Annotated in this window: 17 protein-coding genes; 11 read left to right on the top strand and 6 right to left on the bottom strand. The window is 70.3% G+C overall.

All coding sequences use genetic code 11. From position 1 onward, the window contains the following. Positions 1–196: 196 nt before the first annotated feature. Positions 197–1,462: an MFS transporter gene (locus ACZ5CR_RS20400; protein ID WP_468859349.1), complete on the top strand. Its 1,266-nt coding sequence runs from the start codon at positions 197–199 to the stop codon at positions 1,460–1,462. Positions 1,463–1,540: 78 nt separating this feature from the next. Here ACZ5CR_RS20400 and ACZ5CR_RS20395 read toward each other — a convergent pair whose 3' ends face one another. Then, on the bottom strand, positions 1,541–1,771 hold the full coding sequence (locus ACZ5CR_RS20395) for a hypothetical protein (protein ID WP_468859347.1): 231 nt from the start codon (positions 1,769–1,771) through the stop codon (positions 1,541–1,543). A gap of 84 nt (positions 1,772–1,855) precedes the next feature. Between ACZ5CR_RS20395 and map the strand changes: the two genes are divergently transcribed. After that, on the top strand, positions 1,856–2,713 hold the full coding sequence (map, locus tag ACZ5CR_RS20390; protein ID WP_389909528.1) for a type I methionyl aminopeptidase: 858 nt from the start codon (positions 1,856–1,858) through the stop codon (positions 2,711–2,713). Between the two features lie 176 nt (positions 2,714–2,889). Next, positions 2,890–3,546 (top strand): biliverdin-producing heme oxygenase, encoded by a 657-nt coding sequence (locus tag ACZ5CR_RS20385; RefSeq protein WP_389909525.1) that lies wholly within the window; start codon positions 2,890–2,892, stop codon positions 3,544–3,546. Between the two features lie 141 nt (positions 3,547–3,687). On the opposite strand, the gene ACZ5CR_RS20380 is transcribed toward ACZ5CR_RS20385, so the two are convergent. The 3 genes from ACZ5CR_RS20380 to ACZ5CR_RS20370 all read right to left on the bottom strand — a co-directional run bounded on the left by ACZ5CR_RS20380 (position 3,688) and on the right by ACZ5CR_RS20370 (position 7,464). Beyond that, on the bottom strand, positions 3,688–4,347 hold the full coding sequence (locus tag ACZ5CR_RS20380) for a PhzF family phenazine biosynthesis protein (protein ID WP_468859344.1): 660 nt from the start codon (positions 4,345–4,347) through the stop codon (positions 3,688–3,690). An 18-nt stretch (positions 4,348–4,365) separates the two neighbouring features. Continuing rightward, positions 4,366–5,877: an HtaA domain-containing protein gene (locus ACZ5CR_RS20375; RefSeq protein WP_468859342.1), complete on the bottom strand. Its 1,512-nt coding sequence runs from the start codon at positions 5,875–5,877 to the stop codon at positions 4,366–4,368. Positions 5,878–5,967: 90 nt separating this feature from the next. Further along, positions 5,968–7,464, bottom strand: coding sequence for an HtaA domain-containing protein (locus ACZ5CR_RS20370; RefSeq protein WP_468859341.1), 1,497 nt, complete (start codon positions 7,462–7,464; stop codon positions 5,968–5,970). 112 nt (positions 7,465–7,576) lie between these two features. Between ACZ5CR_RS20370 and ACZ5CR_RS20365 the strand changes: the two genes are divergently transcribed. The 7 genes from ACZ5CR_RS20365 to ACZ5CR_RS20335 all read left to right on the top strand — a co-directional run bounded on the left by ACZ5CR_RS20365 (position 7,577) and on the right by ACZ5CR_RS20335 (position 15,190). After that, entirely contained in the window at positions 7,577–8,590 is a 1,014-nt protein-coding gene (locus tag ACZ5CR_RS20365) for a heme/hemin ABC transporter substrate-binding protein (RefSeq protein ID WP_468859339.1), read from the top strand. Positions 8,591–8,595: 5 nt separating this feature from the next. Continuing rightward, positions 8,596–9,687: a FecCD family ABC transporter permease gene (locus tag ACZ5CR_RS20360; RefSeq protein WP_468859596.1), complete on the top strand. Its 1,092-nt coding sequence runs from the start codon at positions 8,596–8,598 to the stop codon at positions 9,685–9,687. Further along, positions 9,684–10,529 carry a heme ABC transporter ATP-binding protein gene (locus ACZ5CR_RS20355; RefSeq protein ID WP_468859337.1) on the top strand — a complete coding sequence of 282 codons (846 nt, stop codon included), beginning with the start codon at positions 9,684–9,686 and terminating at the stop codon, positions 10,527–10,529. Before ACZ5CR_RS20360 ends, ACZ5CR_RS20355 begins: the two co-directional genes overlap by 4 nt. A 248-nt stretch (positions 10,530–10,777) precedes the next feature. Continuing rightward, positions 10,778–11,941, top strand: a complete 1,164-nt coding sequence (efeO, locus tag ACZ5CR_RS20350; protein ID WP_468859335.1) for an iron uptake system protein EfeO — start codon at positions 10,778–10,780, stop codon at positions 11,939–11,941. A 41-nt stretch (positions 11,942–11,982) separates the two neighbouring features. After that, positions 11,983–13,335 (top strand): iron uptake transporter deferrochelatase/peroxidase subunit, encoded by a 1,353-nt coding sequence (gene efeB, locus ACZ5CR_RS20345; RefSeq protein WP_468859333.1) that lies wholly within the window; start codon positions 11,983–11,985, stop codon positions 13,333–13,335. Positions 13,336–13,350: 15 nt separating this feature from the next. Beyond that, entirely contained in the window at positions 13,351–14,349 is a 999-nt protein-coding gene (gene efeU, locus ACZ5CR_RS20340) for an iron uptake transporter permease EfeU (protein ID WP_468859331.1), read from the top strand. Continuing rightward, entirely contained in the window at positions 14,252–15,190 is a 939-nt protein-coding gene (locus ACZ5CR_RS20335; RefSeq protein ID WP_468859594.1) for an SCO2278 family lipoprotein, read from the top strand. The genes efeU and ACZ5CR_RS20335 overlap by 98 nt, the downstream gene beginning before the upstream one ends. Positions 15,191–15,212: 22 nt before the next feature. Here ACZ5CR_RS20335 and ACZ5CR_RS20330 read toward each other — a convergent pair whose 3' ends face one another. Then, entirely contained in the window at positions 15,213–15,959 is a 747-nt protein-coding gene (locus ACZ5CR_RS20330) for a bifunctional DNA primase/polymerase (RefSeq protein WP_468859329.1), read from the bottom strand. A 170-nt stretch (positions 15,960–16,129) separates the two neighbouring features. Between ACZ5CR_RS20330 and ACZ5CR_RS20325 the strand changes: the two genes are divergently transcribed. Continuing rightward, positions 16,130–17,056: a glycerophosphodiester phosphodiesterase gene (locus ACZ5CR_RS20325; protein ID WP_468859327.1), complete on the top strand. Its 927-nt coding sequence runs from the start codon at positions 16,130–16,132 to the stop codon at positions 17,054–17,056. On the opposite strand, the gene ACZ5CR_RS20320 is transcribed toward ACZ5CR_RS20325, so the two are convergent. After that, positions 17,057–17,686, bottom strand: a complete 630-nt coding sequence (locus tag ACZ5CR_RS20320; RefSeq protein ID WP_468859325.1) for a TetR/AcrR family transcriptional regulator — start codon at positions 17,684–17,686, stop codon at positions 17,057–17,059. Between the last annotated feature and the right edge of the window lie 132 nt (positions 17,687–17,818).

Raw genomic sequence — 17,818 nt, 5'->3', positions numbered from 1 at the left:
GCTTCGGGGACGAGAGTCTTGTTATGCGGGGTAATCGGGCGGGTGAGCGGGAAAAGATCCGCCGCGAAGCGGCGGCCCAGGTCGGCACGGAAGGCGCCCCGCCCGGCACAGCGGCGGCCCAGGGTCGGCACAGAAGGCGCCCCGCCCGGAGAAATCGGTTGCCCCGCGTCCCCCGCCGCGCTGAGCATGGCTGTTCGTGTCTCTCTCCTCGATATTGCCCGACCTCTCCCCCTGGCGCTCCACCCGTGACTTCCGGCTGCTCTGGGTCCAGGGGCTCGTCACCACCTTCGGCAGCTTCATGGCCCTGGTCGCGCTGCCGCTGCAGATCAAGGACCTCACCGACTCGCCGCTCGCCGTCGGGGCGATGGGCGCGGTCGAGCTGGTGCCGCTGATCGTCTTCGGGCTCTACGGGGGCGCGTTGGCCGACGCGGTCGACCGGCGCAAGGTGATTCTCCTGACCGAGGCGGGACTCGGGCTGCTGGCCGCCGTGCTGCTCGTGAACGCGCTGCTCCCCGAGCCGCTGCTCTGGCCGCTGTACGTAGTGGCGGCGGGAGTCTCCGCGCTCGCGGGGCTGCAACGCCCCGCGCTCGACTCCCTCATGGCCCGCATCGTGCCGCACGACCAGCTCATCGCCGCCACCGCGCTCAACTCACTGCGCTGGAACGTCGGCGCGATCGCCGCCCCTTCGCTGGCGGGCGTGGTCGTCGCGTACGCCGGGCACGCACCCGCGTACGCGGTGACGGTGGCCTGCTTCGCCGTCTCCGTGGCCCTGTGCACCCGGATCGCGCCCGCGCCTCCCGCGCACGACGCGGAGAAGCCGTCCCTGCGGGGTCTCGCGGAGGGCGCGCGGTACGCGTGGTCACGGCCGGTGCTGCTCGGTACGTACGCGATCGACATGGCGGCGATGTTCTTCGCCTTCCCGAACACGATCTTCCCGTTCCTCGCGGAGGAGCTGAACGCCGAGTGGGCGCTCGGCCTGATGTACGCGGCCGGGGCGGTCGGCTCGCTGCTGCTCAGCCTGACCAGCGGGTGGACGTCACGCGTACGGCGGCACGGGCTGCTCGTCGTGTTCGGGGCGGCGGGCTGGGGGCTCGCGATCATGGCGGCCGGGTGGTTCGCGAACATCTGGCTGGTGCTCGTGTGCCTGGCGCTCGCGGGCGCGGGCGACATGCTCAGCGGGCTCGGCCGCTCCACGATCTGGAACCAGACGATCCCGGACGAGCTGCGGGGCAGGCTCGCCGGTATCGAGGTGCTCTCCTACAGCGTCGGCCCGCAGCTGGGCCAGGTCCGGGCGGGTGCCGCCGCGGGCTGGACCGGCACCCGCACCGCCATCTGGTCGGGCGGCCTCGCCTGCGTGGCCTCGGTCGCCGCGCTGACAGCGGTGCTGCCGAAGCTGCTCTCGTACGACGCGAGCACGGACGAGGACGCCGCCCGGCGCCGGGAGATGTCCGCCACCGGGTGACGGCCGCCCGGCACGAGGGATCAGGCGTTGCCCCTCGTAGCCCCAGCCCCAGCCCTAGCCCCAGCCCGCGCCTCAGCCCTAGCCCTCACCCTCGCCCCGGGGGTCCTTGTCATGCCACTTCGGGTCGGTCTCCCACTCCAGGTTCCGCTCGGCGGCGGTCTCCATCGCGCGCTGGGCCTCCTCGCGGGAGGCGTAGGGGCCGAAGCGGTCCTTGCCCGGGCAGTCGGGGCCCTCCTCGACTGTCCGGTGCTCCAGGCAGTAGTACCACTCGCCCGGCTTTCCGACGGTCCGCCTCTTGAACAGCGCCATGGCCCGCTCCTCTCAGTTCAGTACCGCTGGGTCCCGCTCTCTCTCCGCCATGCTGCCCCACCACCGCTGGTTAGACTCGCTGGCATGTCTGGCCAGTCACTGCTCGTCCCAGGGGAGCTCTCCCCCATCCGCCCCGTTCCGGGAAACATCCGGCGCCCGGAGTACGTGGGGAAACCCGCGCCCACCCCGTACACGGGGCCAGAGGTGCAGACCCCCGAGACCATCGAGTTGATGCGCACCGCGGGCCGTATCGCCGCGCGCGCGATGGCCGAGGCCGCCAAGCACATCGCGCCCGGGGTGACCACCGATGAGCTGGACCGCGTGGCCCACGAGTACATGTGCGACCACGGCGCCTACCCCTCCACACTCGGCTACCGCGGCTTCCAGAAGTCGCTGTGCACCTCCGTCAACGAGGTCATCTGCCACGGCATCCCGGACTCCACCGTCCTCAACGACGGCGACATCATCAACCTCGACGTGACCGCCTACATCGGCGGTGTGCACGGCGACAACAACGCCACGTACCTGGTCGGGGACGTCGACGAGGAGTCCACGCTCCTCGTGGAGCGGACGCGCGAGTCGCTCGACCGCGCCATCAAGGCGGTCAAGCCCGGCCGCCAGATCAACATCATCGGCCGCGTCATCGAGTCGTACGCCAAGCGCTTCGGCTACGGCGTCGTACGCGACTTCACCGGCCACGGCATCAACACGTCCTTCCACTCCGGCCTGATCGTCCCGCACTACGACAGCCCGCACGCGACGACGACGATCAAGACCGGCATGACGTTCACCATCGAGCCGATGCTGACCCTCGGCTCGTACGACTACGACATGTGGGACGACGGCTGGACCGTGGTGACGAAGGACCGCAAGCGGACCGCGCAGTTCGAGGAGACGCTCGTGGTGACGGACAGCGGGGCGGAGATCCTTACGCTTCCCTGAGCTCTGAGCGGGTAGTTTTTCACCGACAGATTTTACCGACAGGGCGTCGGGAACCAGTTGACTTAGGTAAGCCTAACTTGGATGATCGGCAGTGGTCGTGCTGGTTCCCGCCCTTCTCGGGCATTTCTTCGGCTTCTCTTAGGCTCACCCGCTATCTTCGGCTTCGGAGGTCCCTCATGGATCCGTTCTCCACGGTCATCCGCACCGCCTCGCACGAGCAGCACACGGAGGCGGAGACCTCGACGTTCATGAGCGACCTGCTCGGCGGCAAGCTGGGCGTCGACGCGTACGCGCGCTACACGGAACAGCTGTGGTTCGTGTATCGCGCCCTGGAGGAGGGCGCCGCGGCGCTGCGGGACGATCCGATCGCCGGTCCGTTCATCCAGCCCGAGCTGCTGCGCGTCGCGGAGCTCGAGCGGGACCTCGCGCATCTGCGGGGTGCGGGCTGGAAGTCTTCCGCCACGCCACTGCCCGCGACCGCCGCGTACGCGGCACGGGTCGCGGAGTGCGCCCAGGAGTGGCCGGGGGGCTACGTGGCCCATCACTACACCCGCTACCTCGGCGATCTCTCCGGCGGCCAGATCATCCGCGGCAAGGCGGAGCAGACGTGGGGCTTCGCGCGTAAGGGCGACGGCGTGCGGTTCTACGTGTTCGAGGGGATCTCCAACCCGGCCGCGTTCAAGCGCGGTTATCGGGAGCTGCTCGACGGTCTGGGAGAAGTGGTCCCTGACGAGTTGGAGAGGCAGCGGATCGTGGACGAGTGCAAGCGCGCTTTCGCCTTGAACACCGGGGTGTTCCGTGAGTTGGGCGACGAGTTCCCGCTGTCGGCGTAGGGGCGGGCTGGAATATCCGGCCTGTCCGGCGATCGAGGACGAACTCGGCGGAGCCGGTGCTGACGGCAACGGCAAGGCCCCCGTGCCCAGCGGGTTTTCGGGAAGGGGCGGGGTTGGGGGAATGACCGCCGGAGGCAGACCTCAGCCCGCTGCAAGCCGCACGCGTCCTCCCACCTCGATCACCCCGCCGGGCCCCGGTGCCGCAAGAATCTGCGACCCACGCCCCTGCGTGATGTTCAGCGCCCGGCCCAGCTCGGCGCAGAGCAGCAACGCCGCCGCCCCCGTAGCCTCATCCTCCCGGATGCCGTCGTCCCGACCGGGAAAGCCCCGCGCCCGGACCCGCCCCGCCGCCTCGTCCTCCCACGCCCAGGCGTACACCCACTCCCCCAGCGGGGGCACCGCGAGCGCATCCACCTCGGCCGGGCTGTCGTACGCACGCAGCGTCCGCCCCGGCGCCCACGCGGCCGGCGCCGCGATCCAACTGAACTCCCCGTCCTGACGGGCCTCCACCACGCCCGCGGGCGTGACGAGTTCAGGGACATCGAGCAGCCAGGACGTACCGACGCAAGGGTGTCCGGCGAAAGGGAGCCGCGACGTAGGGGTGTAGATGTCGATGACCCCGCGCTCGGGGTCGTCGACGAACACCGTCTCGCTGAAGCCGAGCTTCGCCGCGATCCCCTGCCGCTCGCCCCGCCCGGGGACGCGGGCCCCGTCGCGCACGACACCCAGCTCGTTGCCGTGCCGACCGTCGGGCCCGCAGAAGACTCGCAGGACGTCCAGTCCGTCAAGTAGTTCTGTCACCCGGGCATTCAAGCATCCTCAGGAGGTGCGGCGCCGGGCCACGAAGACCGCACCCGCGCCCGCGACGACGATCGCGCCCGCGGTGCCGAGCAGTGCGCCCGTCGGCACCGAGGCGCCGGTGGACGCCATCGAGCCCCCCGTACCGCCGCCGACCGAACCGCCGCCGAGGTCGGACGAACCCCCGCCGGTGGAACCGGAGTCGGCCGATCCGCCGGTCGAGCCACCGCTGCCGCCGGGCAGCTCCGCGCCGTCGGCGACCGAGAGCGCCACCGTCACCGGGTCGATCGCTTCGCCCGCCTTGTAACCGGACGGCGCGTCCTCGCTCTCGAACTGCTTCGCGCCCGCCGCCGTGAACATCGCGGGCACCTTGTCAAGGAGTACGACGTCGTCCTTCGCCGCGTAGGACGCCTTGGAGAGGTCGAGCGTCGCGAACTTCACGTCGTTGTTCTTGCCCTTGGGCGTGGTGACGTCCACGGTCAGGGTGCCCTTGGTGCCGTTCGCCGCCACCTTGATGTCGCTGAACTTCATGTCGATGCCGTGCGCCTTGTACTGGAAGCGGACGGCGCCGCCGAAGGACGCGGTCAGCTTCTTCGCGTCGCTGTCCACATCGCCCTTGGCGTACGGGAAGTCGTAGCCGTCGTCGTTCTTCTCGGCGCCGCCGGAAAGTGTGGCGCCGCCGCCGGACTCGATGTAGCGGCGGAAGGTCTTCTTCACGCCCCAGGCGAGCGAGCCGTCGTGGACCTCGCCCGCGGTCTTCTCGGTGCCGGACGTCGGCTTCCGGGTCGCGGTGGGCGTGGCATTCGGCTTCGAGGTCTTGGTGGGCGTCGTGGTCGGCTTGGGCGCCTCGGTGGGCTTGTCCGTGGGCTTGGGCGTCTCGGTCGGCTTCTCGGTCGGCTTCTCGGTCGGGGCGCCGCCCGCCTTCACCGAGAGGGTGGCCGGGTCGAGCTTGTCGCCTTCCTTGTACATGCCGTTGAAGGCCTTGGCGCCGTCCGCCGTCAGCGTCGCCGGGATGTCCTTGAAGGTCATCGCGCCGCCCTCGCCCGTGCCGGGCTTGATCCCGGTCAGGTCGAGCTCGGCGAGGTCGATGTCGTTCTGGGCGGTGCCGTTGAGGCTCACGTCGGCCTGGATGGCGCCGCTCGTGCCCTCGGTGCGGACCTTCACGTCCGCGACCGTGATGTCGAAGCGGTGGGCCGTGGAGGAGAACCGGACGCTGCCCTTGAAGGCGGTGTCGGTGGCGTGTGTACCGGTGTCGTACGTACCCGTGCCGCCGGTGAAGGTGAACACCCCGTTGCCGGCGGCCTGCTTGGCGCCGTCCGTGGCCTCGATCTTGCCCGCGGCCCTGCCCGTGACGTAGTTGCGGAAGGACTCCTTGAAGCCCCAGTCCAGCGTGCCGTCCTTCAGTTCCAGTTTCGGCGCGGCGGCGGCACCGCCGTCGGCGGCGAGCGCGGGAAGAGTGAGGGCGGTCGCGCCCAGCGTGACGGCGGTCGCGACAGCTGCCGCGAGGGTTATGGGACGACGGGTGGCAGCCATGGTCAGGCTTCTCCTTGGAGAGAGAGGTGGGGGAGGAAAAGAGAGGGGGGGAGAAAGAGACAGGGGGGAGAAAGAGATGAGGCGGAAGGGTCAGGAATCCGAGCCGGGGGCGTCCTGTGTGCCCGGAGCGCCCGTCGCCGCACGCTTCTTGCGTACGACTCCGAACGTGACCGCCGCCGCGAGCAGCACCGCCACACCCGCGCCGATGCCGATCGGCACGGCGGGCGACGAGGAGTCGGACGAGTCGGCGGCGTCCTCGGTCTTCGGCTCGGTCCTCTGTCCGGCCTTCGCCTGCGGCGTCGGGCTAGCGGACGAGCCGAGGTCCGGCAGCGCGGGCAGTTTCGCGTCGGCGTCGAGGGCGACGGCGAGCGAGAGCGGGTCCATGTCGGAGCCCGCCTTGTACATGCCGCCGAACGCCTTGGCACCGTCGGCCGTGAGCTTGGAGGGCACTTCGGTGAGCGAGACGAGCCCGCCCTCCGGCTTCAGTTCCTCGGCCGCGAAGGTGACAAGCGAGGCTTTCTTCAGTGCGACGCCCTTGCTGCCATCGCCGCCCTTTCCTCCCTTGCTGTCGACGTCCGCGAACAGCGTGCCCTTGCCGTCCTTCACCTCGACGGCCACCTTGCTCAGCGCGAGGTCGAGCCCGTGTTCACCGGTGAAACGCACCGTGCCCGCGAAGTCCGCGTCGAGGGCCTGCTTCTTCTTGTCGTACGTCCCCTCGCCCCGGGGGAAGCGGAACAGCGCGCCACCGTCCTGGGCCCCGGCGGTCAGTTTCCATTCGCCCTTGGCGATGGACCCGGTGACGTACTCCCGGAAGGTGCGGCGCACGCCCCAGTCGACGGCGGCGTCCTCGATCCGGCCCGCCTTCGCCTTCTTCCCGGACTCGGACTCCTTTGACTTCGAGGGCTTCGAGGACTTCGGCGAGGGCTTCTTCGACTGCTTGTCCGGGCCGGACTTCGCCGTGAGGTCCGTCGACAGGCTTACGCGGTCCAGTTCGGTGCCCGCCGCGTAGTACCCGGCGAAGGCCTTGGCGCCCTGGGAAGTGAGCGTCGCGGGGAGGTTGTCGAGGGCGATCGGCCCGGAGCCGCCCTTCATGTTGATGCCGGACATGCCGAGGGTCGCGAGGGGCACCTGGGCGTTGGACGTGACCTTGCCCGTGCCCTTCTCCTTGCTGACCATGTCGGCGTAGAGCGTGCCGGAGCCGCCGGAGATCCTGACGGTGGGGCGGCTGATGGTGAGGTCCAGCTCGTACGAGCCGCCCTTCTTGTGGCCGAGGAAACGCACCCCGCCCCAGAACCCGGCGCTGAAGGCCCCGCTGTCCGGGTCGTACGAGCCCTTCGCCGAGTGGAAGCGGAACTGGCTGCCGCCGACCGTGGCGGCGCCGCCCCGCAGGGTCGAACTCCCCTGGGCTATCGGCCCGGTGACGTAGCTCTGGAACGAGGATTTGATGCCCCAGTCGAGCCGTCCGCCCTGGACCGTGCGGTCCTCGGCGTGCGCGGCGCCCGCCGGGAGCAGCGCTCCGACGAGTGCGGTGAGCACGGCCACGGCTCCGGCACGAGCGATGGCTCGCGCCCGTCTTGACGGCGGCATGGGACCCCTCCAGGTGTAGCTAATTAGGTAAGGCTAACCTAAACTACGATCACTCCGGCTGGAACCCCCAGCTCCCTCAGCAACAGCAACAGGACGGTGGACTTCGGTGCGTATGCCGCGCTCACTCCGTATCGCCGGCGCGTGGACCGCCGTTCTCGCCCTGGCCCTCACGGGGTGTGGATCATCGTCGGGCGACGGCGGCGACACGTCCCCGAAGGCGAAGGCGGCGGCCTCCGCGCCCGACCGGGTCGAGCCGCTGACGTCCCGTCCCGACCCCGCGCTCCCCGCCACCGTCACCTCGGCCGACGGCAAGAAGGTCACCGTCGAGGACACGGACCGGATCGTGCCGCTCACCGGCAGCCTGAGCGAGATCGTCTTCACGCTCGGGCTCGGCGAGAACGTCGTGGCCCGCGACATCACCGCGACCTTCGAGCAGGCGAAGAAGCTGCCGGTGGTGACACGCGCGCACGACGTCTCGGCGGAGAGCGTCCTCTCCCTGAAGCCGACGGTCGTCCTCGCGGACACCACGACGGGACCCGCCGAGGCCATCGACCAGATACGTGACGCGGGCATCCCGCTCGTCGTGTTCGACGCGGCGAAGGGCCTCGACGACGTGGGCCCCCGGATCGACGCGGTGGCAAGGACGCTGGGGGTCGAGAAGGCGGGCGACGAGCTCAAGTCCCGTACGCGGGAACGCATCGCGAAGGCAGGGAAGTCCGTCCCGGCGTCCGCCCGCACCGAGAAGCCCCGCGTCGCCTTCCTCTACCTGCGCGGCTCCGCCTCCGTCTATCTGCTCGGCGGCCGCGAGTCCGGCGCGAGTTCGCTCCTGGAGACGGCGGGCGCGGTCGACGCGGGCAAGGCATCGGGCCTGAGGAAGGACTTCACGGCGATCACGAGTGAGGCGCTCGCCAAGGCGGCGCCGGACGCGATCCTCGTGATGTCCAAGGGGCTGGAATCGGTGGACGGCGTGGACGGGCTTCTCAAGGTCCCGGGTGTCGCCGAGACCCCGGCCGGGCTCGACCGCCGCGTCGTCTCCATCGACGACGGAGTGCTCCTGAACTACGGGCCGCGTACGGACCAGGTCCTGAAGTCGCTGGTGGAGCAGTTGTACGGGAGCAAGAAGTGACCGTCCTGACCAAGGCGGCGGAGGACGCCGAGGCCACCGGCGTCGAGCCCTCGGCTCCGCGCGTCCGTCGACGGGGCGCAGCCGCCTCCCTGGCCATCGGGCTCACGGCCGCCCTCGTTCTCCTCTGTCTGCTCTCCGCCGGTGTCGGGGCGTACGACATCCCGCTCGGGGACGTCCTCAGTTCCGTGCGGCACCGGATCGGACTCGGCGGGAGCGCGCTCGACCGGGTCGGCGAGAGCGTCCTGTGGAACGTGCGGCTGCCGCGCGTGACACTGGCGCTGCTCGTCGGGGGGTCGCTCGGCTGCGCGGGGGCGCTCATGCAGGGCGTGTTCGGCAATCCGCTCGCCGAACCCGGCGTCATCGGGATCTCGGCGGGCGCGGCCGTCGGCGCGGTGGCGTCGATCGCGCTCGGCCTGAGCTTCTTCGGGAACTGGACCGTGACGGTCTGCGCGTTCGTCGCCGGACTCGCCACCGTCCTTCTCGTGTACGCCCTCTCGCGCAACGGCGGACGCACGGAGGTCGTCACGCTCATCCTCACCGGCATCGCGGTGAACGCCTTCGCGGGGGCGCTGATCGGGCTCTGTGTCTTCTTCGCGGACAACGCGCAGGTCACCCAGATCACCTTCTGGCAGCTCGGCTCGCTCGCCCAGGCGACGTGGCCGAAGGTGCTCGCCGTGCTGCCGTGCGCGGTGGCCGGTCTTGCCGTGGCGCCGCTGTACGCACGGAAGTTGGACCTCCTCGCGCTCGGCGAGCGGCCCGCGCGGCACCTCGGGGTCGACGTCGAGCGGCTGCGGCTCCTGCTCGTTCTCGTGGTGGCGCTGCTGGCCGCCGCCGCCGTGGCCGTCGCCGGGATCATCACGTTCGTCGGGCTTCTCGTCCCGCATCTGCTGCGGATGGCGGCAGGTCCGGGGCACCGCTTCCTCGTGCCGGGCAGTGCGCTGGGCGGGGCGGTCGTCCTGGTCGGTGCGGATCTCGCCGCGCGGACGGTGGCCGCGCCCGCGGAGCTGCCGCTCGGGGTGCTCACCGCGCTCTTCGGGAGCCCGTTCTTCTTCTGGCTGCTGCGCAGGACCCGTCGCAGGCAAGGGGGTTGGGCATGATCGGGTGGATCGCCCACCGGCTGTTCCCCTCCGGCGGCGGGCGTGCGCTGCCGGGGCCCGTCTCTCCTGGCGACGCGCTCGCCGAGGCGTCGGAACTCGTGGTGCGCCTCGGGGGGCGCGAGGTCCTTGCCGGGGTGTCCCTGACCGCGCGGGCGGGCGAGGTGCTTGCCCTGGTCGGGCCGAACGGGGCCGGGAAATCGACCCTGTTGGCCGCCCTCGCCGCGGACCTCCCGGCCGATGAGGGGGTCGTACGCGTCTGTGGGCGTCCGGCGACGGAGTGGCCCGCCCGTGAACTCGCCCTGCGGAGGGCCGTGTTGCCGCAGTCCGCCGCGCTCTCCTTCCCCTTCGCGGTCGAGGATGTCGTACGGATGGGGCGGGCGCCCTGGGCCGGTACGGCGCTTCAGGACGACGACGATCGCGTGGTGAGGGAGGCGATGGCCGCGACGGAGGTCGGCGCGTTCGCCGCCCGCCCCTTCTCGGCGCTGAGCGGTGGGGAGCGGGCTCGGGTCGCCCTCGCGCGGGTGCTCGCGCAGCGGGCGCCGCTCCTCCTTCTCGACGAGCCGACGGCGGCGCTTGACCTCCGGCATCAGGAGCTGGTCCTGCGGATCTGCCGGGAGCGGGCCGCCGCCGGGGACGCGGTGGTGGTGGTCCTGCATGATCTGGGGCTCGCTGCGGCGTACGCGGATCGTGTGGCGGTGTTGCGGGGCGGGGGCCTCGCCGCGGAGGGGCCTCCGGGGGAAGTGTTCACCGGGGAGCTTCTGAGCGAGGTCTACCGGCAGCCGGTGGAGGTGTTTCCGCATCCGCGGACGGGGGCTCCGCTGGTGGCGCCGGTGCGGGGGTGAGGGCGGGCCCCGCGGGGCCTTCCCCGGTCACAACCAGGAGGGTCGGGGCCGGGGAAAGGAACTCTTCTTGACCCATCCTTTGCCACTCCATGAACCCCCCATCGCCCCGTCGTGACGCCCCCGTAAGCGCCCCCACCTGGTGAGAGGTGAATCACTGGACGGCTGGGTATCGACCAGGTAAGGGTCAGTTAAGTTAGGTCCGCCTCACCGGCACGTCGGCATCATCCGTGAACCGTCTTGGAGCCCCTATGCGCCCCGTCCGCCTCCCCGTCGCCACTGCCATCGCCGCAGCGGCGGCGCTCACCGCCGTCACGGGCTGCACCGAGAAGAGCGACGCCAAGGGCGGCGGCAACACCGTCGAGGTGACCGCCACCGACGACAAGTGCGAGGTCTCCACGGCCAAGCTTCCCGCCGGGCACGTCGAACTCGCCATCGAGAACAAGGGCTCCAAGGTCACCGAGGTCTATCTCCTCTTCCCCGACGACCGCATCGTCAGCGAGCGCGAGAACATCGGCCCCGGCACGAAGCAGAAGCTCACCGCCGAGGTGAAGGCCGGGTCGTACGAGATCGCCTGCAAGCCCGGCATGAAGGGCGACGGCATCCGCCAGAAGGTCACCGTCAGCGGCGGCAAGACCGTCAAGCGCGACCCGCGCCTGGACAAGGCCGTCGCCGACTACCGCGCCTACGCGCAGGAGCAGGCCGACGCGACGCTGCCCAAGGTGAAGCTCTTCACCGACGCCGTCCGCGAGGGCGACGTCGAGGCCGCGAAGAAGGCGTACTCCACCTCCCGCATCGGCTGGGAGCGCACCGAGCCGGTCGCCGAGTCCTTCGGTGACATCGACCCGAAGGTCGACGTCCGCGAGGACGGCCTGGAGGAGGGCCAGGACCTGGAGAAGGACTGGACGGGCTGGCACCGTCTGGAGCGGGCCCTGTGGAAGGACAAGAAGATCGGTGGGCGCGAGAAGGAACTCGCGACCCAGCTGGACAAGGACCTCAAGGACTGGCAGAAGCGCGTCGGCAAGGCGGAGATCACCCCGACCTCCATGGCCAACGGCGCCAAGGAGCTCCTCGACGAGGTCGCCACCGGCAAGGTCACCGGCGAGGAGGAGCGCTACTCGCACACCGACCTCGTCGACTTCAAGGCGAACGTCGAGGGTGCGCAGAAGGCGTACGGCCTGCTCAAAGCCGTCGCGTCGGAGAACGACCCGGCGCTCACCAAGGAGCTCGACAAGCAGTTCGCGGCCCTGGACAAGCTGCTCGGCAAGCACCGCCAGGGCGGCGGCGAGGACTCGTACACGTTCACGTCGTACGACAAGGTCGGCAAGGCGGACCAGAAGGAGCTCCAGGACGGCGTCAACGCGCTCGCGGAGCCGCTGTCGAAGCTGGCCGCCGCCGTGGCCAAGAGCAAGTAGCAAGTAGCAAGTAGCAAGTAGCGGCAGGGGGTACGGGACCGATGACCGAGACCACGAGCGACAGCGGCAGCGGCAGCGGCAGCAACAGCGACAGCGACAGCGACAGCCGTAACGGCAGCAGTGAAAGCAGCAGTGACAGCTCGTCCGCGCCGGATCGCGACGACGCCAACTCCAGTTCTCCTTCGCGGCGTTCGCTCCTGGGCTGGGGCGGTGCCGGACTCGCGCTCGGTGCCGCCGTCACCGGGGGCGCCGTCGCGGTGGCCCGGTCCGGGGACGAGGCCGTGCCCGCGTCGTCGGCGGGCGGCGCGGTCGCCTTCCACGGCACGCACCAGGCGGGCATCGCCACCGCAGTCCAGGACCGGCTGCACTTCGCCGCGTTCGACGTGAAGACGGACGACCGCGAGGAGTTCGTACAGCTCCTCAAGGACTGGACGGCGGCCGCCGCGCGGATGACCGCGGGACACGAGGTCGGTGAGGGCGCCTACGGCGGGCTCACCGAGGCGCCGCCGGACGACACCGGCGAGGCGCTGGGCCTCAAGCCGTCCCGACTCACGCTCACCATCGGCTTCGGGCCAGGTCTCTTCGAGAAGTTCGGGCTCGACGACCGGCGCCCGGAGGCGCTCGTCGATCTGCCCAAGTTCCCCGGCGACAACCTCGACAGGTCCCGCGGCGGCGGCGATCTGTGCGTGCAGGCCTGCGCGGACGACCCGCAGGTCGCCGTGCACGCCATCCGCAACCTCGCCCGCATCGGCTTCGGCAAGGTCGCGGTGCGCTGGTCGCAGCTCGGCTTCGGGAAGACGTCCTCCACGACGCCGGGCTCGCAGACGCCGCGCAATCTCTTCGGCTTCAAGGACGGCACCCGCAATGTCTCGGGCGATGACCGTTCCGCGCTGGCGAAGCATGTGTGGGTCGGCGAGAAGGACGGGCCCGGCTGGATGGCCGGCGGCTCGTATCTCGTCGCGCGCCGCATCCGCATGAACGTCGAGACCTGGGACCGTACTTCGCTCGGTGAGCAGGAGGACGTCTTCGGCCGCGACAAGGGCAGAGGCGCCCCGGTCGGCAAGGCCAAGGAGCGCGACGAGCCGTTCCTGAAGGCGATGAAACCGACCTCGCACGTCCGGCTCGCGCACCCGGACACCAACGACGGCGCGACGATCCTGCGCCGCGGCTACTCCTTCACGGACGGCACCGACGGCCTCGGCCGCCTTGACGCGGGGCTCTTCTTCCTCGCGTACCAGCGTGACGTCCGTACGGGCTTCATTCCGGTGCAGCGCAACCTGGCGCGCTCCGACGCGCTCAACGAGTACATCCAGCACGTGGGTTCAGCGGTCTTCGCGATCCCGCCGGGCGTCCGCGACAAGGACGACTGGTGGGGCCGGGCACTGTTCAGCTGAGGGGATCTGACGGACATGTTCGGTAATTATCTGATCGGGCTGCGCGAGGGTCTTGAGGCCAGTCTGGTCGTCTGCATCCTCATCGCGTATCTGGTGAAGACGGAGCGGCGTGACGCCCTGCGGCCCATCTGGATCGGCATCGGTGTCGCGTGCGCGCTCGCGTTCGGCTTCGGCTGCGGGCTCACCTTCGGTTCGCAGGAGCTGACGTTCGAGGCGCAGGAGGCGCTCGGCGGTTCGCTGTCGATCGTCGCCGTCGCGCTCGTGACGTGGATGGTCTTCTGGATGCGGCGTACGGCCCGTCACCTCAAGAAGGAGCTGCACGGCAAGCTGGACGCGGCGCTGCAGATGGGCACGGGGGCGCTGGTCGCCACCGCGTTCCTCGCCGTGGGCCGTGAGGGCCTGGAGACCGCGCTGTTCGTGTGGGCCTCGGTGCGGGCCTCGGGCGACGGTACGCACGGTCCGCTGATCGGCGTGCTCCTGGGCCTGCTCACCGCGATCGCGCTCGGCTGGCTGTTCTACAAGGGCACGGTCCGCATCAATCTGGCCAAGTTCTTCACCTGGACCGGCGCCATGCTGGTGATCGTGGCGGCGGGCGTCCTCGCGTACGGCGTCCACGACCTGCAGGAGGCGGAGTTCATCGGCGGCCTGCGGAACAAGGCGTTCGACATCAGCGCGACGATTCCGCCGGACAGCTGGTACGGCACGCTCCTGAAGGGCGTCTTCAACTTCCAGCCGGATCCGACGGTTGTCCAGGTCACGGTGTGGCTGCTGTACCTGATCCCGACGCTCGCGTTCTTCTTCGCCCCGGTAGGGTTCGGGCCCGGGAAGGGGAAGGTGAACGCAACGCATGAGCAGGCTTCCAAGGCAGCGCACTCCGATGCGGGGCGGACGGCGACAACGGCCGGTCCGGTACGCGATGGTGGCGTCGACGGTGACCGTACTGACGGTGACGGCGAGCGGGTGCGTGACGGTGCACGGGGAGCGGGAGGTCATCCCGTCGGCGACGAAGGCTGAGGCCGACCGCGCGCTGAAAGACTTCCTCACCGCGTACAACAAGGCCGAGAAGGCGTACGACCCGGCCCTGGACGCGGCCCGGGTCACGGGCCCCCTGAGCGCCATCAACCAGGCGGGCCTGAAGTCGAAGGGTGCGCGGAGTCCGGGCGGCAGCCCCAACCAAGTTCCGCTAGAGCTGACGGATCCGAAGTTCTCGATCCCCAAGAAGGCCGGCTGGCCACGGTGGTTCGTCGCGGACACGAAGTCCAACCGCAGGGGCGACCTGCGCTGGCTGCTCGTCTTCACCAAGGGCAGCAAGGACCAGCTGTGGGAGGCGTCCTACCTGAACCTGGTGTCCCCCGACAAGATGCCCGAGCTGAAGAAGGACAAGGACGGCTGGGCGGAGCCGGTCGAGCTGAACTCGAAGGCCCTGGCGGTGGCGCCGAAGAACCTCGGCGAGCAGTACACGACGTATCTGAAGTCGGGCGGCGACGCGTTCGCGCCGGGCGACCACACGTCGCTGTGGAAGGCGGCCCGCGACAAGAACACCAAGCGCCGCGGCATGGCCATCCAGTACATCGACGAGCCGCGCAACGACGGAACGTTCGCTCCGGTGGGCCTGCGCACCCAGGACGGCGGCGCGATGGTCTTCTTCTCGACGCACCACTACGAGAAGCAGACCGCCGCGAAGGGCGTGAACCTCACCGTGGATCCCGAGGTGAAGCCGCTCCTCAAGGGCGACGTCAAGCAGTCGGTGACGCTGGAGCGCGTCTCCAACCAGGTCGTCATCGACCCGGCGGGATCGGGCAAGGTGTCGTTCCTGAGCCGCATCCAGGGTCTGACGGGCGCGCGGGGCGAGTAGGAGCGGCCCCCGCGGCCGGGCGTCAGCCTCTGGACGGCCAGGCGGCGATGTCGTCGTGCTGGGGCTCGCCCGCGACGCGGGCGCATTCGTCGGTGAGCGTCTCCAGGAGCGTCAGCGGGTCCGGGAGCGCGTGCTCGGGGCCGCGGATCCAGCTGACGGCCAGATCGCCGGGCAGCCGCGCGGGCGGCACGAGGACGTACGAACCGCGGCAGTGCCAGCGCAGACCGGGGTGTTCGTTCGTCGTCTCGGGGTGGCAGTCGAGCTCACAGGGCCACCACTCGTCCTCGTCCTCCGGGGTGCCACGGGTGAGCGTGAAGAACAGCATCCGCCCGTCGTCCATGGGGCCCTCGGACTCGGCGACAGGGCCCACCTCGATGCCGTCGGCCAGCAGCCTGGCGAGGGCCTCGCGCCCGGCGGCGAGCGGCACGTCGAGGACGTCGTGGACCATGCCCGTCGCGGTGATGAAGTTGGCCTGGGGCTGATGCCTGGCCCAGCGCTCGATCTGCCCGCGGTCGGTCGTGGACTGCGTCTGCCAGGCGAAGGAGATGGGGTGCCTGGCGGGGGTCGGACAGCCTATGCGGTCACAGGAACATCGGTACGCGGAAGGGTGCGCGGCCGGTGAGAGCGGCAGACCCGCCGCCGCCGCGGCGACCAGGAGGGCCTCGCGGTCCGCCTCGTCACCCGCCGTGTCCTTGGGCTGGGGACGTCGTCGAAGCCACTGGGAAATCCTGCTCTGCCCGCCGGAACGGCGACCGAACTCCGCGCCCATCTATCCCCTCACCTCGCATGTGTGCCGAGAAGCATGTCCCATGGTCGCACCATCCTGCTCCTCGGGGGGCCAGAGCCCACATCCGGGGTAGCTGGGGTGATGCAAGGCGCAGGGTGACATCGCGCGTCATTGCGTACCAACCGGTGACATACCCCCCTACCGTGTTCGGCATGGTCACCAGGACTGTCCTCACCGGACTATCGGGGCTCGTGAGCCTCACCACACTGACCCTCGCCGTACCAGCCGCGCCAGCCGCACCCGCGGGCCCCCTCGCCCCGCTCGAATGGGGCGGCGGCCCCCTGACGGTGGAAGCACTCCCCCACGTCACCTACACCGCACACCGCGGCGGCGCCCTGGAGGTGCCGGAGAACAGCATGTCCGGCCTGGTGGCGGCGTACGAACGCGGCACGGCCCAGGTCATCGACGCCGATACGCGGATACTGCGCGACGGCACGCTCGTGGCCATGCACGACGCGACCCTGGACCGTACGACGACGTCGAGGGGGCCGGTGAGCGCGCTCACCCTGCGCCAGTGGAAGAAGGTCAGACTGCGCCCCGGCCCGGGCCTGCCCGGCAGTTGGCGTTCCGAGCGGCCACCGACGGTCGCCGAGATCCTCGACCGCTTCGGCGGCCGGATCGTGCTGATGCTGGAGGCGAAGGATCCGCGCGGCCTGCGGTCGCTCGGCAAGCTGATCCGCGCACGGGGCCTGACCCGCTCGGTGTTCGTGAACTCCAACGATCCCGGCGTCGCCCTGCGCGCGCACCGGATGGGCCTGCTCGCGCAGGTGTGGCGCTCCAGGACGCAGATGCGCACGGACCGGCCCGAGCGGTGGGCCGGGTACGTGGACGTACTGGACGTGGATCACAAGGCGCGGGACATCGACCTCCTGCGCGCGGTCAACTCCGGGGTCCCCCGGGTGTGGGCGCACACGGTGACCACTCCGGGCCAGCGCGACCGGGCCCTGCGGCTGGGCTGCAACGGCGTGATCACGGACGCGCCGGGGCTGCTCGCGCGGACGCCGGCGAACGGCACGAAGGGCACGAAGGGCGTGAGCGCCGCGGGCTCGCGGGAGCGGTGGCCGGTGAACCCGATGTGATCAGCGGGGCGCGATTCCGTAGAGCGCGTACTCGACGAGCTTGTCGCCGTACTCGTGCGTGAGCGGCCCCGTTCGCTGCAGCCAGCGCTGGGCGAGCGGGCCCGTCCACAGTTCCAGGGCGATGCGGGGGTCCACCTCGGGCGCGACCTGGCCCGCGTCCTGGGCGATCCGCAGGCGCTTCACGTAGAGCTGGAGCGAGGGTTCGAGGAACTTCTCCACGTACTCGGTGCCGATCTCGTCGTTGAGCATGCCCTCGGCGGCGAGTGCGCGGTACGGCACGTCGTACTTGGGGTTCTTGAGCTCGTCGATGGTGGCCCGCACGACGTACTTGAGGTCGGCCTCGAGGTCCCCCGAGTCCGGAATCTCGTGCTCCAGCTCGCGGCCCGCCTCGGTGCTCGCCTCCGCACTGGCCTGCTGGCCGAGGTCCAGGAAGGCGTCGAGCAGGACGGCACCCTTCGACGGCCACCAGCGGTAGATCGTCTGCTTGCCCACGCCCGCACGGGAGGCGATCGCCTCGATCGTGAGCTTGCTGAAGCCGACCTCGGAGACCAGGTCGAGGGCGGCGTCATAGATCGCGCGGCGCGAGCGTTCGCTGCGGCGCTTGGAGTCAGGGGCGGATTTCGTGGTCATGCCGTCGAATGTAGCAGCGAACGAGCCGAGACGTACCGTCTCATTAATGCTTGACAAGACGCACCGTCTCGCTCAAAGTAGTCGAAGAAGCGAGACGAGACGTCTCGTGGGAGGTTTTCGGAGTTCTCGAAA

It is taken from the genome of Streptomyces sp. NPDC031274 (assembly GCF_055570235.1).
The sequence above is the reverse complement of the archived record's forward strand: the minus strand, read 5'-3'. Positions and strand labels throughout refer to the sequence as shown.

Bases quoted from the DNA above. Each gene is read 5' to 3' on its own strand.
- ACZ5CR_RS20395 (WP_468859347.1), bottom strand. From the start codon at position 1,771: ATGGCGCTGTTCAAGAGGCGGACCGTCGGAAAGCCGGGCGAGTGGTAC.
- map (WP_389909528.1), top strand. From the start codon at position 1,856: ATGTCTGGCCAGTCACTGCTCGTCCCAGGGGAGCTCTCCCCCATCCGC.
- ACZ5CR_RS20385 (WP_389909525.1), top strand. From the start codon at position 2,890: ATGGATCCGTTCTCCACGGTCATCCGCACCGCCTCGCACGAGCAGCAC.
- ACZ5CR_RS20375 (WP_468859342.1), bottom strand. From the start codon at position 5,877: ATGGCTGCCACCCGTCGTCCCATAACCCTCGCGGCAGCTGTCGCGACC.
- ACZ5CR_RS20370 (WP_468859341.1), bottom strand. From the start codon at position 7,464: ATGCCGCCGTCAAGACGGGCGCGAGCCATCGCTCGTGCCGGAGCCGTG.
- ACZ5CR_RS20365 (WP_468859339.1), top strand. From the start codon at position 7,577: ATGCCGCGCTCACTCCGTATCGCCGGCGCGTGGACCGCCGTTCTCGCC.
- ACZ5CR_RS20355 (WP_468859337.1), top strand. From the start codon at position 9,684: ATGATCGGGTGGATCGCCCACCGGCTGTTCCCCTCCGGCGGCGGGCGT.
- efeO (WP_468859335.1), top strand. From the start codon at position 10,778: ATGCGCCCCGTCCGCCTCCCCGTCGCCACTGCCATCGCCGCAGCGGCG.
- efeB (WP_468859333.1), top strand. From the start codon at position 11,983: ATGACCGAGACCACGAGCGACAGCGGCAGCGGCAGCGGCAGCAACAGC.
- efeU (WP_468859331.1), top strand. From the start codon at position 13,351: ATGTTCGGTAATTATCTGATCGGGCTGCGCGAGGGTCTTGAGGCCAGT.
- ACZ5CR_RS20335 (WP_468859594.1), top strand. From the start codon at position 14,252: ATGGTGGCGTCGACGGTGACCGTACTGACGGTGACGGCGAGCGGGTGC.
- ACZ5CR_RS20330 (WP_468859329.1), bottom strand. From the start codon at position 15,959: ATGGGCGCGGAGTTCGGTCGCCGTTCCGGCGGGCAGAGCAGGATTTCC.
- ACZ5CR_RS20325 (WP_468859327.1), top strand. From the start codon at position 16,130: ATGGTCACCAGGACTGTCCTCACCGGACTATCGGGGCTCGTGAGCCTC.
- ACZ5CR_RS20320 (WP_468859325.1), bottom strand. From the start codon at position 17,686: ATGACCACGAAATCCGCCCCTGACTCCAAGCGCCGCAGCGAACGCTCG.